At 70.5% G+C, this 16,676-nt stretch carries 12 protein-coding genes; 10 read left to right on the forward strand and 2 right to left on the reverse strand.

Translation table 11 applies throughout. The features are described 5' to 3' along the window. Nucleotides 1–74 precede the first annotated feature (74 nt). Complete coding sequence (locus tag ACIOKD_RS24485) at nt 75–3,092, forward strand: alpha-mannosidase (RefSeq protein WP_402087723.1); 3,018 nt, start codon at nt 75–77, stop codon at nt 3,090–3,092. A gap of 250 nt (nt 3,093–3,342) precedes the next feature. Here ACIOKD_RS24485 and ACIOKD_RS24490 read toward each other — a convergent pair whose 3' ends face one another. Continuing rightward, entirely contained in the window at nt 3,343–4,077 is a 735-nt protein-coding gene (locus tag ACIOKD_RS24490) for a FadR/GntR family transcriptional regulator (protein WP_402087726.1), read from the reverse strand. A 175-nt stretch (nt 4,078–4,252) separates the two neighbouring features. On the opposite strand from ACIOKD_RS24490, the gene ACIOKD_RS24495 reads away from it, so the two are divergent. The 8 genes from ACIOKD_RS24495 (at nt 4,253) to ACIOKD_RS24530 (ending at nt 12,501) form a co-directional block, all read left to right on the forward strand. Further along, nucleotides 4,253–5,335, forward strand: coding sequence for a sugar ABC transporter substrate-binding protein (locus tag ACIOKD_RS24495; RefSeq protein WP_402087728.1), 1,083 nt, complete (start codon nt 4,253–4,255; stop codon nt 5,333–5,335). Beyond that, nucleotides 5,332–6,834, forward strand: coding sequence for a sugar ABC transporter ATP-binding protein (locus ACIOKD_RS24500; protein WP_402087730.1), 1,503 nt, complete (start codon nt 5,332–5,334; stop codon nt 6,832–6,834). Before ACIOKD_RS24495 ends, ACIOKD_RS24500 begins: the two co-directional genes overlap by 4 nt. After that, nucleotides 6,827–7,864, forward strand: a complete 1,038-nt coding sequence (locus ACIOKD_RS24505; protein ID WP_402087732.1) for an ABC transporter permease — start codon at nt 6,827–6,829, stop codon at nt 7,862–7,864. Before ACIOKD_RS24500 ends, ACIOKD_RS24505 begins: the two co-directional genes overlap by 8 nt. 312 nt (nt 7,865–8,176) lie before the next feature. Next, complete coding sequence (locus tag ACIOKD_RS24510; protein WP_402087734.1) at nt 8,177–9,565, forward strand: L-fuconate dehydratase; 1,389 nt, start codon at nt 8,177–8,179, stop codon at nt 9,563–9,565. Then, nucleotides 9,562–10,317, forward strand: a complete 756-nt coding sequence (locus tag ACIOKD_RS24515) for an SDR family NAD(P)-dependent oxidoreductase (RefSeq protein ID WP_402087736.1) — start codon at nt 9,562–9,564, stop codon at nt 10,315–10,317. The genes ACIOKD_RS24510 and ACIOKD_RS24515 overlap by 4 nt, the downstream gene beginning before the upstream one ends. Nucleotides 10,318–10,322: 5 nt before the next feature. Further along, nucleotides 10,323–11,327 (forward strand): aldo/keto reductase, encoded by a 1,005-nt coding sequence (locus tag ACIOKD_RS24520; protein ID WP_402087739.1) that lies wholly within the window; start codon nt 10,323–10,325, stop codon nt 11,325–11,327. Then, a complete protein-coding gene (locus ACIOKD_RS24525; protein WP_402087741.1) occupies nt 11,324–11,638 on the forward strand; it encodes an L-rhamnose mutarotase in 315 nt (104 codons plus the stop codon). The genes ACIOKD_RS24520 and ACIOKD_RS24525 overlap by 4 nt, the downstream gene beginning before the upstream one ends. After that, on the forward strand, nt 11,635–12,501 hold the full coding sequence (locus ACIOKD_RS24530) for an amidohydrolase family protein (protein WP_402087743.1): 867 nt from the start codon (nt 11,635–11,637) through the stop codon (nt 12,499–12,501). The genes ACIOKD_RS24525 and ACIOKD_RS24530 overlap by 4 nt, the downstream gene beginning before the upstream one ends. Before the next feature lie 34 nt (nt 12,502–12,535). Here the strand turns inward: ACIOKD_RS24530 and ACIOKD_RS24535 are convergent, their stop codons facing one another. Then, nucleotides 12,536–13,942 (reverse strand): lipase maturation factor family protein, encoded by a 1,407-nt coding sequence (locus ACIOKD_RS24535; protein ID WP_402087746.1) that lies wholly within the window; start codon nt 13,940–13,942, stop codon nt 12,536–12,538. 155 nt (nt 13,943–14,097) lie between these two features. Between ACIOKD_RS24535 and ACIOKD_RS24540 the strand changes: the two genes are divergently transcribed. Further along, the gene (locus ACIOKD_RS24540; RefSeq protein WP_402087748.1) at nt 14,098–16,188 is read left to right on the forward strand and encodes a SpoIIE family protein phosphatase; all 2,091 of its coding nucleotides are present in this window, start codon (nt 14,098–14,100) and stop codon (nt 16,186–16,188) included. Nucleotides 16,189–16,676: the final 488 nt, after the last annotated feature.

Consider the following 16,676-nt stretch of genomic DNA (forward strand, 5'->3'; position numbering starts at 1 on the left):
CCGCCGACCACCGGTACCACCGGTACCACCGGTAACAGCGACAACCCGCACAACGGAGTTACGGAGCACCCCGCATGCATGACGACCGCGGCCTGGTCGAAGCCCGCCTCAAGCGCGTGCTCGACGAGCGCATACGACCCGCCGTGTACCCCGAGTCCCTGCCGCTGGAAGTGGCGGTGTGGAACGCGCCCGGCGAGCCGGTGCCCGTCGAAGAGGGGCTGGCGGCCACGCCGTCCCCGGTGGCGGTCGGCGACAGGTGGGGTGCTCCCTGGGGCACCAGCTGGTTCCGGGTGACGGGGACCGTGCCCGAGGAGTGGGCCGGGAGGACCGTCGAGGCGCTCCTCGACCTCGGCTTCGACGAGAACATGCCCGGCTTTCAGTGCGAGGGCCTCGTCTACCGGCCCGACGGGACCCCCGTGAAGGGCCTCAACCCCCGCAACCAGTGGGTGAGGATCGGCGCGCCCGTCGTGGGCGGCGAGGAGGTGCGCCTGCACATCGAGGCCGCCTCCAACCCCGTCATCCTCGACTACCACCCCTTCCAGCCGACGCGGCTCGGCGACAAGGAGACGGCCGGCGGCGAACCGCAGTACAAGCTGGCCCGGATGGATCTCGCCGTCCTCGACGAGACGGTGTGGCAGCTCGTCATCGACCTGGAGGTCCTGGGCGAGCTGATGGCCGAACTGCCGGTGGAGTCCGCACGTCGCTGGGACATCCTGCGCGCGGTGGAGAAGGCCCTCGACGCCGTCGACCTGCAGGACGTCGGCGCCACGGCCGCCGCGGCCCGCTCCCAGCTGGAAGCGGTGCTGTCGGCTCCGGCCGTGCCCTCCGCCCACCGCATCAGCGCGGTGGGCCACGCGCACATCGACTCGGCGTGGCTGTGGCCGCTGCGCGAGACCGTGCGCAAGGTCGCCAGGACCACCTCGAACATGACCGCACTCCTGGAGGACGAGCCCGACTTCGTCTTCGCCATGTCGCAGGCCCAGCAGTGGGCCTGGGTGAAGGAGCACCGGCCCGAGGTGTGGACCCGGGTGAAGAAGGCGGTCGCCGACGGGCGGTTCGTGCCCACCGGCGGTATGTGGGTCGAGTCGGACACCAACATGCCCGGCTCGGAGGCCATGGCCCGCCAGTTCGTGCACGGCAAGCGGTTCTTCATCGACGAGTTCGGTGTCGACAACGACGAGGCCTGGCTGCCCGACACCTTCGGCTTCGCCGCCGGACTGCCGCAGATCATCAAGGCGGCCGGCTCCAAGTGGCTGCTCACGCAGAAGATCTCGTGGTCGCAGACCAACAAGTTCCCGCACCACACCTTCCAGTGGGAGGGCATCGACGGGACGCGGATCTTCACGCACTTCCCGCCCGTCGACACGTACAACTGCTCGATGAAGGGCAGCGAGATCGCCCACGCGGCGAACAACTTCAAGGACAAGGGCGTCGCCCGGCACTCCCTGGCGCCGACCGGCTGGGGCGACGGGGGCGGCGGCACGACCCGGGAGATGGTCGCCAAGGCGGCCCGCCTCAGGGACCTCGAAGGCTCGGCGACCGTGGTCTGGGAGGCCCCGGAGAAGTTCTTCGAGAAGGCGGAGGCCGAGTACCCGAACGCCCCGGTCTGGGTCGGTGAGCTGTACCTGGAACTGCACCGCGCCACCCTCACCAGCCAGGCCAGGACCAAGCAGGGCAACCGCCGCAGCGAGCACCTGCTGCGGGAGGCCGAGCTGTGGGCGGCGACCGCGGCCGTCCGGACGAAGTTCACCTATCCGCACGAGCAGTTGGACCGGCTCTGGAAGACGGTCCTGCTCCACCAGTTCCACGACATCCTGCCCGGCTCGTCCATCGCCTGGGTGCACCGCGAGGCCCGCAGGACCTATGAGGCGGTGGCCGAGGAACTGAACGGCGTCATCGGCGCCGCCCAGCGCGCGCTGGCCGGTGAGGGGACGACCACCCTCGCCTTCAACTCGGCGCCGCACACCCGCGACGGAGTCCCCGCCGGTGGTGCGCGGACCCCGGCCGTCGGCGGCGAGTGCACGCTCGTGCCGCGCACGGACGGCGGCTTCGTCCTCGACAACGGATGTCTGCGGATCGAGATCGACGCGCGCGGGCTCGTGGTCTCCGCGTTCGACCTCGCCGCGGACCGCGAGACCCTCGCACCCGGCGAGGCGGCCAACCTGCTGCAGATCCACCCCGACTTCCCCAACATGTGGGACGCCTGGGACGTGGACGAGTTCTACCGGAACACGGTCACCGACCTGGTCGACGCCGACGAGGTCGCCCCCGGTGACGACGGCGTCTCGGTCCGGATCGTGCGCACCTTCGGGGCGTCGAAGGTCACGCAGGTGCTGTCGCTCGCGCCGGGGGAGTGGCGGCTCGACATCGACACGGAGGTCGACTGGCACGAGACGGAGAAGTTCCTGAAGATGGCCTTCCCGCTCGACGTGCACGCCGAGCGGTACGCGTCCGAGACGCAGTTCGGGCACTTCTTCCGGCCGACGCACACCAACACGTCCTGGGAGGCCGCCAAGTTCGAGGCCTGCAACCACCGGTTCGTCCACCTGGAGGAGCCCGGCTGGGGCGTCGCCGTCGTCAACGACTCGACGTACGGCCACGACGTGACGCGTACGGTCCGTGGCGACGGCGGTACGACCACCACGGTCCGCGTCTCGCTGCTGCGTGCCCCGCGCTTCCCCGACCCCGAGACCGACCAGGGCGTGCATCGCTTCCGGCACGCGCTCGTGCCCGGTGCCGCGATCGGTGACGCCGTGCGCGAGGGGTGGCGGATCAACTCGCCCCAGCGGAAGGTCGCCGGCGGGGCTTCGGAGGTCGCGCCCCTGGTGACCGTCGCGCAGGACGCGGTCGTGGTCACCGCGGTGAAGCTCGCCGACGACGACAGCGGCGATGTCGTCGTCCGCTTCCATGAGTCGAGGGGCGGGCGCAGCCGGGCCACGCTCACTGCGGGCTTCGACGTCGAGTCGGTGACGGTGACGGACCTCTTGGAGCGTCCGCTCCCGGACGCCACCGCCCCCGACCAGGACGGCAACCGGCTGACCCTGAAACTCCGCCCGTTCGAGTTGGTGACCTTGCGGCTCAAGCGCGCCTGAGGCCGTTTTCAGGCTGCGGGCGCGTTGTGGTTGCTCGCGCAGTTCCCCGCGCCCCTAGAAACGGGGCTGCGCCCCGGCTTTCGTGCTTCCAGGGGCGCGGGGAACCGGGCGACGAGCCCCCACCGGCCCGCAGGTGCGCACCGGGCCCCGGTCTTTCGCTTCCAGGGGCGCGGGGAACTGCGCGGCCAGCCCCCACCGGCCCGCAGACGAACGCACCACCCCCGATGTCGGGCCGCCCAGCTTCAGCCCCCTAAGGCTGGAGCTGGGCCCGAAGCCACTGCTCCACCTCGCCCACATGGGCCGCCGCAGCCGCCCGCGCCGCCTCGGGATCATGCGCGACCAGCGCCCGGTGGATGGCGGCATGTTCCCGCCGGGTCCGCTCGAACGCCCCCTCCTCCTGATACCCCCGCCACACCCGCGCCCGGAACGTCCGCGAGGACAACCCGTCCAGGATGGCCGCCATCGTCTCGTTGCCCGCGGCCCCCGCGATGACCCGGTGGAACGCCAGGTCGTGGGAGAGGATCTCCTCCGGATCGTCCGTGGCGTTCATGGCCGTCAGATGCTTCTCCACCTCGGCGAGCTGGTCCGCGGTGATCCGCGCGGCGGCCAGTGCCGTCGCCGTCGACTCCAGGATCCGCCGCACCTCCAGCAGTTCGACCAGACGTGGGCCGCGCGAGAGGTCCGCGACGACCCCGAAGGTCTCCAGCAGATCCCCGGCCTCCAGCTGGGTGACGTAGATCCCGGAACCGTGCCGGGCCTCCAGTACGCCCAGCACCGTGAGCGCCCGGATCGCCTCGCGCATGGAACTGCGTGAGATGCCGAGCTGCGAGGCCAGATCGCGCTCGGTCGGCAGCCGCGCGCCAGGCTCCAGACGGCCCTCGCCGATCATCGCCTTGATCCGGTCGATGGCGCGCTGTGTCACGGTCCCCTTCTGGGGGGCCGCAGCCGGGGCCGCCGTCGCCGCCTCGGGCAGGCTCTCGTCCACGCCATGTCCTCCTGTCGCCGGATGCGCCGCAGTCTAACCAGTCAAGTGGTCCGACCACTACGCGCAAAAACAGCAAAATTAGCGACCCAGGGGTGTTGTCAGAGCGAAGTGGTCTGATAAATATGCGTGGCACCTGCTCGATCACGCTGGATCACGCTCAATGAGGAGCCGATAGATGGCCGGCAGAACTGTGCGGTACAGGAACGGGCGAAACGCCTCGCGAGCGATCTGTGCGACGGCTGCGGCCGTCTGCGCCGCCCTCGCGCTCACGGCGTGCGGCAGCACCAAGGACACCGTCGACTCCGGCGGCGGCAAAGGCGACGGCAGCGGCAAGGTCGGGGTGATCCTGCCCCTGCTGACCTCGCCGTTCTGGCAGTCGTACAACGACTACGTGCCCAAGATGGCGAAGTCCGAGGACGTCGACGCCCTCAAGACCGTCAACTCCAACAGCGACCCCTCGCAGCAGATCACGGACATCAACAACCAGCTCAACCAGGGCGTGAAGGGCCTCGTCGTGGCCCCCCTGGACAGTGCCGCGATCTCCGCGGGCCTCGACCAGGCCGAACGCAAGGGCGTGCCCGTGGTCGCCGTGGACGTGGCGCCCGAGAAGGGCAAGGTCGCGATGGTCGTCCGCGCCGACAACGTCGCGTACGGGGAGAAGGCCTGCGAGTACCTCGGCGAGCAGATCCCCTCCGGCAAGGTCGTCCAGATCATGGGCGACCTCGCCTCGGTCAACGGCCGCGACCGCTCCGAGGCCTTCCGCGCCTGCGTCAAGGAGAAGTTTCCGAAGCTGAGGGTCCTGGAGATCCCCGCCAAGTGGGAGTCCGACACCGCGGCCTCCAAGCTGGACACGCTCCTCAACGCCAACCCGGACATCAAGGGCATCTACATGCAGGCGGGCGGCGTGTACCTGGCGCCCACGCTGCAGACCCTCAAGTCCAAGGGGCTGCTGAAGAAGGCCGGCGAGAAGGGCCACATCACGATCGTCTCGAACGACGGCATCACGCAGGAGTTCGACGCGATCCGCAAGGGCCAGATCGACGCCACCGTCTCGCAGCCGGCCGACCTCTACGCCAAGTACGGCATGTACTACATCAAGGCGGCGATGGAGGGGAAGACGTTCAAGCCCGGGCCGACCGACCACGACTCGGAGATCGTCAAGCTGTCGAGCGGCATCCTTGAGGACCAGCTGCCCGCGCCGCTGGTGACCAAGGAGAACGTCGACGACCCCGAGCTGTGGGGCAACACGGTCGAATGAGTACTCCACTCGTTGAGGCGCGGGGCATCGCCAAGCGGTACGGCCCCACCGTCGCCCTCGCCGACGGACAACTGACCGTGCACGCCGGCGAGTCCCACGCTCTCGTCGGCCGCAACGGCGCGGGCAAGTCCACCCTCGTCACCGTCCTGACCGGTCTCCAGGCACCCGACGAGGGCACGGTCCACTTCGACGGCGAGCCCGCGCCCTCGCTGACCGACCGGGACGCCTGGCGGCGCAAGGTGGCCTGCGTCTACCAGAAGCCCACCGTCGTACCTGAGCTGACGGTCGCCGAGAACCTCTTCATCAACCGGCAGCCCCGGGGTCGCGGCGGCTTCATCAGCTGGCGCCGGCTGCGGAGCGAGGCCGCCGAGGTCCTCGACACCTGGGACGTGCACGTCGACCCCGAGGCGCGGACCGCCGACCTCAAGGTCGAGGACCGCCAAATGGTGGAGATCGCACGGGCGTTGAGCTTCGGCGCGCGGTTCATCGTCCTCGACGAACCGACCGCCCAGCTCGACAACCGGGAGATCGAGCGCCTCTTCACCCGGATGCGCGCACTCCAGGAGTCCGGCGTCACCTTCCTGTTCATCTCGCACCACCTCCAGGAGGTGTACGAGGTCTGCCAGACCGTGACGGTCCTGCGGGACGCCCGCTGGATCACCACCGCGCCGGTGGCCGACCTGCCGCGGGCCGCCCTGGTCGAGGCCATGGCGGGGGAGTCCATCGCCGCGGTGGAGGAGAAGGCCGCCCGCGGGGAGGTGGACGCCGACGCGCCCGTCGTCCTCGAAGCGCACGGGCTGACCTCGGACTCGTACGAGAGCGTCGACCTGACCGTGCGCGGCGGGGAGGTCGTCGGTCTCGCCGGGTCCAGCGGCAGCGGCAAGATCGAGCTGGCCGAGTCCTTCACGGGGCTGCACACACCGACGGGCGGAAGCGCCCAACTTGAGGGCAGGCGCTTGCCGTTCGGCGATGTGACCGCCGCTCTGCGGGCCGGCGTCGGCTGCGTGCCGCGCGACCGGCACGGCCAGGGTCTCGTCTTCGGCATGACCGTCGGGGACAACGCGACCCTGAGCGTCCTGGACCGGCTCGGGCGGTACGGATTCGTCGGCACCGACCGCAGACGCGGCTTCGCCGGCGAGCTGATCGAGCGCCTCGACATCCACACCGAGGGGCCCGACCAGCCCGTGTCCGACCTCTCCGGCGGCAACGCCCAGAAGGTCGTCATGGCCCGCGCCCTCGCCTCCGACCCCAGGCTGCTGGTCCTGATCAACCCCACCGCGGGCGTCGACGTGAAGTCCAAGGAGTCCCTGCTCTCCCGCATGGACTCGGCCCGCGACGACGGCACCGCCGTCCTCGTCGTCTCCGACGAACTCGACGACCTGCGGCGCTGCGACCGCGTCCTTGTCCTCTTCCACGGCCGTGTCGTCGCCGAGCATCCGGCGGGCTGGCGCGACCACGAGCTGATCGCCTCCATCGAAGGAGTGGACCACCATGGCTGACACGAAGGCCCCGTCGGCCTCGGCCCCCACCCCCCTGCGGCCACTGCGGAGCAAGGCCGACGCCAAAGCCGTACTCCTGCGCAGGGCACGCGAACTCGCCCTCGTACCGGCCCTGTTGCTGCTGCTCGTGCTCGGTGCGTTCGTCAACGACGCCTTCCTCACCGAGCAGAACCTGATCTCCATCCTGGGTGCCTCGGCGGCCCTCGCGATGGTGGTCCTCGCCGAGTCGCTGGTGCTCATCACGGGCAAGTTCGACCTGTCCCTGGAGTCGGTCGTCGGCATCGCGCCCGCCGTCGGCGCACTGTTGCTGCTGCCCGCGGCGCAGTCCGGCTGGGGCACGGAGATGCCCGCGGGGGTCGCCCTGCTCGCGATCCTCGTCGTCGGCGCGGTCATCGGCGGGTTCAACGGCTTCCTCGTCGTGAAGCTCAAGCTCAACGCGTTCATCGTGACGCTCGCGATGCTGATCATCCTGCGCGGTCTGCTCGTCGGCGCGACCGAGGGCAAGACGCTGTTCGGGATGCCCGACACCTTCTACACGCTGGCCACCACCACCTTCCTGACCGTGCCCATCTCGGTGTGGCTGGCGGCGGCGTCGTTCGGAGTGGCCGGCTGCGTCCTCAAGTACCACCGCTGGGGGCGGGCCCTGTACGCGATCGGCGGCAACCCGGACGCGGCACGCGCGGCCGGTATCCGGGTCGAGCGCGTCATGCTCGGCGTGTTCGTCGTCGCGGGGACGCTGGCCGCGGTCGGTGGGCTGATGCAGACCGGGTATGTCGGCGCGATCAACGCCAACCAGGGTCAGAACATGATCTTCACGGTGTTCGCTGCCGCGGTGATCGGTGGGATCAGCCTCGACGGCGGCAAGGGCACGATGTTCGGCGCCCTTACGGGCGTTCTCCTTCTCGGAGTGGTCCAGAACCTGCTCACCCTCGCACAGGTGCCGTCCTTCTGGATCCAGGCCATCTACGGGGGGATCATCCTGGTCGCGTTGATGATCGCCCGCGTCACCACTGGCCGTGCGCAGGACTAAGGGCTGTCCCGTAATCCCCGGCGGGCGCACGACGACAGCTACGGCACCTCGCCGCGTTGTCGGATCGCCCGAATACGCCCAGTATGAGGACGACCCTCCGCCTTGCGATGCACCGCATCTGACGCCGCGCGCTGATCCACCGGGGATTACGGGACAGCCCTTAGGGCGTTGTGTGCGCCTGCGGGTCCGCTGTGGCTGAGCGCGCCCATGCGGCGGAGCCGCGGATGTCACAGCCCCGCGCCCCTGACGGGGCGCGATGCCGCACCGGACCTCGACAGTCCGCCTCCTTGTCCCTGACCGAAAGGCACTCCTGTGTCCTCATCCGCCGCTCCCCGCATCACCGCGGTCGACACCTATGACATCCGCTTTCCCACCTCGCGTGAGCTCGACGGGTCCGACGCGATGAATCCGGACCCCGACTACTCGGCGGCGTACGTCGTCCTGCGCACCGACGACGACACCGGCGACTGCCCGGAGGGGCACGGGTTCACCTTCACCATCGGGCGGGGCAACGATGTCCAGGTCGCCGCGATCGAGGCGCTGCGCCCGCACGTCCTCGGGCGGTCGGTCGACGAGCTGTGCGCGGACCCGGGATCACTCGCCCGCGACCTCACGGGCGACAGCCAACTGCGCTGGCTCGGGCCCGAGAAGGGCGTGATGCACATGGCGATCGGCGCCGTCGTCAACGCCGTCTGGGACCTCGCGGCCAAGCGCGCCCGCAAGCCCCTGTGGCAGCTCCTCGCCGACGCGACCCCCGAATGGCTCGTCACCCAGGTGGACTTCCGGTACATCGCGGACGTCCTCACTCCCGAGGACGCGCTCAGCCTGCTGCGCCGGGGCAGGGAGGGCTCGGCGGAACGTACCGCGCTGCTGAGGGAGCGCGGCTTCCCCGGCTACACCACCTCGCCCGGCTGGCTGGGCTACTCCGACGAGAAGCTCACCCGGCTGGCCCGCCAGGCAGTCGCCGACGGCTTCACCCAGATCAAACTGAAGGTCGGCGCCGACCTCGCCGACGACGTACGCCGCTGCCGGGTGGCCCGTGCCGTCGTCGGGCCCGACATCCGGATCGCCGTCGACGCGAACCAGCGGTGGAACGTCGACGAGGCCATCGAGTGGACCAGGGCGCTGGCCGAGTTCGACCCGTACTGGATCGAGGAGCCCACCAGCCCCGACGACGTCCTCGGGCACGCCGCCATCCGCAAGGCCGTCGCGCCGGTCAAGGTCGCCACCGGTGAGCACGTACAGAACCGGATCATCTTCAAGCAGCTGCTCCAAGCGGGCGCCATCGACGTCCTGCAGATCGACGCGGCCCGGGTCGGCGGCGTCAACGAGAACCTCGCGATCCTGCTCCTGGCGGCCAGGTTCGGCGTCCCCGTCTGCCCGCACGCCGGCGGTGTCGGACTGTGCGAACTCGTCCAGCACCTCTCGATGTTCGACTACGTGGCGCTCTCGGGGACGACCGAGAACCGCGTGATCGAGTACGTCGACCATCTGCACGACCACTTCCTCGACCCGGTGGTGATCGGAGAGGGTCGCTACATGGCACCCACCCTGCCCGGCTTCTCGGCGACCATGCGGCCGGAGTCCATCGCCGAGTTCACCTTCCCCGGCGGCACGTTCTGGGCCGCCGACCTCGACCGGCAGCAGACCGAGCAGAAGCAGCAGCAGACGCACAAGCAGCAGAAGGAGCAGGCGGCATGAGTGACTTCGAGGGACTCAAGGCGCTGGTGACGGGTGGCGCCTCCGGCATCGGCCGCGCCACCGCGGAACTTCTCGCCGCCCGCGGCGCCCGGGTCGCCGTGCTCGACCTGGACCCGGAGGGCGTCCAGAAACCCCTGCTCGGCTATCGGGCCGACGTCACCGACGACGACTCCGTACGCCGGGCCGTCGCCGCCGCGGTCACCGACCTCGGCGGCCTGGACGTGCTGATCAACAACGCGGGCATCGGCGCCCAGGGCACCGTCGAGGACAACGACGACGAGACCTGGCACCGCGTGATGGACGTCAACGTCGTCGGCATGGTCCGGACGGCCCGCGCAGCCCTGCCGCACCTGCGGAAGTCGTCGCACGCGGCCGTCGTCAACACCTGCTCCGTCGCCGCCACCGCGGGCCTGCCGCAGCGCGCCCTGTACTCCGCGTCCAAGGGCGCCGTCCTGTCGCTGACCCTCGCCATGGCCGCCGACCACATCCGTGAGGGCATCCGGGTCAACTGCGTGAACCCCGGCACGGCGGACACCCCGTGGGTCGGCCGCCTCCTGGACGCCGCGTCCGACCCGGCCGCCGAGCGGGCCGCCCTGGAGGCCCGCCAGCCCACCGGGCGCCTCGTCTCGGCCGATGAGGTCGCGGGCGCCATCGCCTACTTGGCGAGCCCGCTGTCGGGCGCCACCACCGGTACGGCCCTCGCGGTCGACGGCGGGATGCAGGGGCTGCGGCTGCGCCCGGCGGGCCGGTGACCGGCATGCGGAAGCAGATACGCACCCATGCGCTCGGCCGCGGTGCCGTCGAGGTCACCGCGCTGGGTCTCGGGGCCGCCGGTATCGCCGGCCTCTACAGCGAGGTCCCCGAGGAGCAGGCGCACGCGACCGTGAACGCGGCCTGGGACGCGGGCATCCGCTACTTCGACACCGCGCCCCACTACGGCATCGGCCACTCCGAACGACGTCTCGGCGCGGCCCTGCGCGAGCGTCCCAGGTCGGCGTACACCGTCTCGACCAAGGTGGGCCGCCGGCTGGAACCCACCGACGCGGGCGGCGACGACCTGGCCAACGGGTTCGCGGTGCCTGCCACGCACCGCCGGACGTGGGACTTCAGCGCGGACGGGATACGCCGCACCCTCGACGCCAGTCTGGAGCGGCTCGGTCTCGACCGGGTGGACGTGGTCTACCTCCACGACCCGGACGACCATGCCGAGGAAGCCTTCCGCGAGGGGTATCCGGCGCTGGAGGAACTGCGTGCGGAGGGGGTGGTGGGCGCGATAGGCGCGGGCATGAACCAGGCCGAGATGCTCACCCGCTTCGTCCGCGACACGGACGTCGACGTGGTCCTCTGCGCCGGCCGCTACACGCTCCTCGACCAGCGGGCGCTCACCGACCTGCTGCCGGCGGCCCAGGAACGCGGCACGTCCGTCGTCATCGGCGGCGCCTTCAACTCCGGGCTGCTGGCCGACCCGAAGCCCGGGGCCAGGTACGACTACAGCGCCGCGCCGCCCGAGTTGCTGGACCGGGCGCTGGCCCTCAAGGCGGCGGCGGACCGGCACGGCACGACTCTGCGGGCGGCGGCCCTCGCCTTCTGCGCGGCCCACCCGGCGGTCGCGGCCGTCCTCGTCGGAGCCCGGTCGCCCCACGAAGTACGCGACTGCGCAACGCAGTTCACGGCCCTCGTGCCCGCCGGTTACTGGCAGGAGCTGCGGGAGAGAGGACTCCTGCCCGTCGAAGCTCCGGTCCCGTCCGAGGAGCCGTCATGAGAGTCGCCCTGCACACCAAGGTGCGCGTCGACCGCGTCGACGCGTACGAGGCCGCCCACCGCGAGGTCCCCGGAGAACTCACGGACGCGATCCGCGCCGCGGGCGCCACGTCCTGGACCATCTGGCGCAGCGGCCCCGACCTCTTCCATCTCCTGGAGTGCGAGGACTACGCACGGCTGCTCGCCGAACTGGAGAAGCTGCCCGTCAACATCGCCTGGCAGTCCCGGATGGCCCAGCTGCTGGACGTGGTCCACGACTACTCGGCCGAGGGCTCGCAGGCGGGGCTGCCGGTCGTGTGGGAGCTGCCGTGACGGGCCGCACGGATGCCGTGGATGCCCACCATCACGTGTGGGACCTCTCCGTACGCGACCAGGACTGGCTCGTCGGCCCCGAACTCACGTCGCTGCGGCGGAACTTCACGGCCGAGGAGCTGGGCCCGCAAGCCCGCGCCGCCGGAGTCGCCCGAACCGTCCTGGTGCAGACGATCACGGTGGCGGAGGAGACCCCCGAGTTCCTGGCACTGGCGGACAGCAGCGAGCTGATCGGCGCGGTCGTCGGCTGGACCGACCTCACCCGTCCCGACGTCGCGGACGAACTGGCCCGCCTTCGAGGGCTGCCGGGCGGCCGGCACCTCCGGGGCATCCGTCACCAGGTGCAGGGCGAACCGGACCCGGAATGGCTGCTGCGCGAGGACGTACGCCGAGGACTGGCGGCGGTCGCGGAAGCGGGCCTCGCCTATGACCTCGTCGTCCTGCCGCACCAACTGCCCGCCTGCGCGCGGGCGGCGGAGCGGCACCCCGGCCTCACCTTCGTGCTCGACCACGTGGGCAAGCCGTCCATCGGCACAGGTGAGCTGGAGCCCTGGGCCACCGGCGTGCGGGCCCTCGCCGCCCTGCCGAACACCGTCTGCAAGCTCTCCGGGATGGTCACGGAGGCGGATCCGCGGGGCCGGCCGGTGGGCGACCTGGTGGATGACCTGGCTCCCTACGGGGACACGGTGCTCGAAGCCTTCGGACCCGGCCGGCTCATGTTCGGCTCCGACTGGCCGGTGTGCACCCTCGTGGCCACGTACGCCGAAGTCGTGGACATCGCCGCCCGGTTGACCGGGAAGCTCGGTGAGAGCGAGCGGGAGGAGATCTTCTCGGGCACCGCCACCCGTGTCTACGGTCTCTGAGCCCGGACACCCCCCAGAAGCACCCAGCAGCCTCCTAGGAGTCCAGGCGCGTCGGCGGCAGGAACTCCCGCACATACGACCGCTCCCAGCACGCGCCCGTCCTCCGCAGTTCCTGCCACGTCGTGTAGCGGTAGCGGTAGAGGCGAGCCCGGACGTAGCGGGGTGGGGCGTCCGGCGGGAACGGGGAGCGGCGCAGGAGGCGCAGCGTGTCGCGGTCGTTCTCCAGAAGCCGTTCCACGAAGCCGCCGAACCAGGGCCCGGCGTAGGCGGGGGAGAGCGCGGCGAACCACATCATCCAGTCGAGCCGCAGGTGGTAGGGCGCGAACTGGCGCGGCCAGCGCCGGGGATCGCCCGGCTTGCCCCGGAACTCGTACTCCAGCCAGCCCGCGTCCTGGCGAGGTACGGGGTCGGCCGTGCCCTCGACCACCACCTCGTACCGGATCCGGCTGACGCTGCCGAACGCCCCGTAGGTGTTCACCAGGTGGAGCGGGTCGAAGGAGCGGTTCATGGTCTGGCGGCGGGAGACCATGTTGCGGACCGGGCCGTGGCTGAGGAACACGATCAGCGCCGCGACCGACAGGACCACGACCTCGTACCAGAGCGGGGTGCCGGGGACCTCAGGGGCCTTGCCGGGCAGGGTCAGGGCCGGGACGGCGAGCACGATCGTGATCCAGTTCAGCCAGGAGAAGTTGCCGGACAGGACCAGCCACAGCTGGGTGACGATCAGCAGGGCCGCGGCTGCCGCGGCGACCGGCTGCGGGACGAACAGCAGGAACGGAACGACGAGTTGGGTGACGTGGTTGGCGGCCACCTCGACCCGGTGGAACGGCTTCGGGAGACGGTGGAAGAACCAGCTCAGCGGACCCGGCATCGGCTGGGTCTCGTGGTGGAAGTCGAGGCAGGTCAGTCTCCGCCAGCAGGCGTCGCCCCGCATCTTGATCAGGCCGGCCCCGAACTCCACCCGGAACAGGATCCAGCGCAGCAGGAAGAGCACCACGACGGGCGGCGCGATCTCGTCGTTGCCCAGGAACACCGCGAGGAAGCCGGCCTCCAGGAGCAGGGACTCCCAGCCGAAGCCGTACCAGGTCTGGCCGACGTTCACGATCGACAGGTACAGCACCCAGGGGGTGAGCCAGAGCAGCATGGCGCCCCACAGCGGAAGGCGGTTGTCCAGCCCCGCGACGAGTGCCAGCGACACCGCGCAGCCCGTCCAGGCCCAGGCCGCGAAGAAGCGGTCGGAGCAGTGCAGGTGGAACACGCTCGGCGCCCGCCGAAACGGCACCCGGGCCACGAACCGGGACACCGGCAGCATGCCGCGTTCGCCGATCAGCGCGCGGAACTGGAGAGCCGCGCCCAGGAACGCGACGAGATAGACCACCGCCAGTGCCCGCTGGAAGACCAGTCGGCCGGTCCAGTACTCGGGGGCGGTGAACCACTCCACGCCGACCGCTCCCTTTCCTCTCGTCCCTCTTGTCGTCCCTCGTGCCCCTCGTGTGTCCCCTCATGGTGGCGCAGGGCGGCCCTGTTCGCGGAGCGACCGGACTTCACGCCCTGCGCCGAGTCGAGGATTCGGATAAACCCTGACAAGGTGGGCTCATGGTTGATCGGGGTGAGAGCGCTCTGTCACTCCCGGACGACTGGCCGGACCAACCGGATCCGATCCTGGCGCTCAACCGCATGGGCAGCTTCGACTGGGACCTGGACACCGGTCTCATGCGCATGGACGCCCTGGCGCACGAGATCTTCGACGTGCTTCCCGAGGAATACGCCGACCGTCCGGAGAACCTGGCCCCGCGCGTGCCGCCGGACGAGGCCCACCGCCTGGACACGCACGTCTCCCAGTCCCTCAAGGACGGCAGTGAGAACTACGGGGCGTACTTCCGCGTCCGCCGCCGGGACGGCACCCTGCGCTGGACCCACACCCAGGGCTACATCCAGCGCGGCGCGACCGGCCGGCCGCGCCGCATCATCGGCATCATCCGTGACGCCACCCGGGAACTGAGCGAGGCCCAGGACCGTCGCGAGAAGGCCGTTCTGGACATCGAGGCCCGCCGCCGGCAGACGAACGTCGTACAGATCACCACGGCGGCCCTCGCCCACGCCCGCACGGTCCAGGACGTCATCGACGCCCTGAAGAACAACCAGGGCGTCGCCCACCTGGGCGCGACCAGCCTTGTCATGGGGCTCGTCGAGGCCGGCCGCATCCGGCTGGTCGCGGAGGGCCCCAAGGGCAGCTTCGTGCCCGGCACCCTGGTCACCGGCATCGACGAGCAGTACCCGATGAGCGAGGTCGTGCGCACCCTGACCCCGCGCTTCATCGAGTCGCCGAAGGAGTTCGCCCAGCTCTATCCGCTGCTGTGGCCCCACATCACCGAACTCGCCGTCACCTCGGCGGCCTATCTGCCCCTCATCGCGCAGGCCAGGCCCATCGGAGCCATGGGGCTGCTCTACAACGACCGGAGCGGCTTCTCCGCCCAGGACCGCAACGTCCTCGTCGCCCTCGGCAGCAGCATCGCGCAGAGCCTCCAGCGCGCCATGTTCTACGAGCAGGAGAAGGACCTCGCCCAGGGCCTCCAGCAGGCCATGCTGCCGCGCACGATCCCGAAGGTCCCCGGCGCCGACGTCGCCGTGCGCTACCGCGCCGGTTCCCTCGGCCGTGAGATCGGCGGCGACTGGTACGACGTGATCCCGCTGCCCGGCGGCAGGGTCGGCGCCGTCATCGGTGACGTCCAGGGGCACGACACGCACGCGGCCGCGGTCATGGGTCAGCTGCGCATCGTCCTGCGCGCCTACGCGGCCGAGGGCCACACCCCGGCGACCGTGATGGCCCGCGCCTCCGTCTTCCTGCACGAACTCGACACCGAGCGCTTCGCGACCTGCCTGTACGTCGAGGCCGACCTGTCCACCGGAGTGATGCAGCTCGTCCGGGCCGGCCATATCGACCCGCTGCTCCGTGACACGGACGGCGGCTGCCGCCGGCTTCCCGTCGAAGGGGGCCTGCCGCTCGGTCTGTCCGCCCTCTTCGGGCGCCTCGAATACCCGGTCAGCACCATCGAACTCGACCTCGGACAGACGCTGCTCCTGTGCACCGACGGCCTGGTCGAACAACCGGGCGTCGACCTCGCCGACGGCATGCGCACCCTGCGCGCGCTCGTCTCCACGGGACCCGACGACGTCCACGAGCTGGCCGACCGGCTCATCGACGTCGCGGAGGAACGCGGCGGCGAGGACGACGTGGCACTGCTCCTGCTCCGTCGGGCGGCCAGGGACGCGCAGCGCTCCGGCGGGCGGGTCCAGCAGCACGTGGGGCCCGGGGACCCGGAGGCGCTCACCGAGGCCCGGCACATGGTCCGCGCCGCCGTACGGGCCTGGGGCGCCCGCGAGCGCGCCGACGAGATCGAGCTGATCGCCGACGAGCTGATCACCAACGCCCTCATGCACACGGAGGGCGCCACCGTCGTCACCCTGCGCGCCCTCACCGGTCCGGACCGCCGGATCCGCGTCGAGGTCGAGGACGCGTCCAGCGCGCTTCCCCGGCGCCGGGAGGCGGGGGAGTCCGGTGTCTCCGGGCGGGGCCTCCTGCTGGTGGACCGCATCGCGGACGTGTGGGGCGTGGAGGCCCGCGGCGGCGGCAAGTGCGTCTGGTGCGAGTGCGCCCTGGAGGCGTCTGAATGTATCCCCGGCTGAGCCGGGAGGGATTTGGAGGATATCCCTGGGTCCAATGACTTACCTGAAGTCGAAAGGCGGAGGGGACCGTAGCATGTCAGGAAAGCGGTGACCGGGTCCAGGTATTAGGGACGGTGCGCCGCGAGACCCGCGCGACATGGTGAAAGCTGGATTGCCTGAACCTCAATCTCCAGTCGACTAAAAGACAGGTCCGCCGGAAAGATACCTGATGCCGGCGCGGTTCTCTGCACGGGCTACTTTGCACGGCCCGTGCAACTCCAGGGAGCGGGGCGATTCCCAGTGAGGGAATTCAAGGAGATGAGTGGGGCGCCTAAATCGCGCTAGAACGTACATTCAGATGAAACAGGGGATCACCTAAAGGGCGCGAGCCCCATGGTGACGGAGTGCCCGTAGTAGTCGCAGGAGTAACGACCTGCCAAGGAGTCCGGGAAAGCCGGAAACAGGGCGAAGGGGCACAGGTGATGTGGGATCAACAAGACCGGGAGGTA

It is taken from the genome of Streptomyces sp. NPDC087844 (assembly GCF_044742785.1).
In the GTDB taxonomy this organism is placed as follows: domain Bacteria; phylum Actinomycetota; class Actinomycetes; order Streptomycetales; family Streptomycetaceae; genus Streptomyces.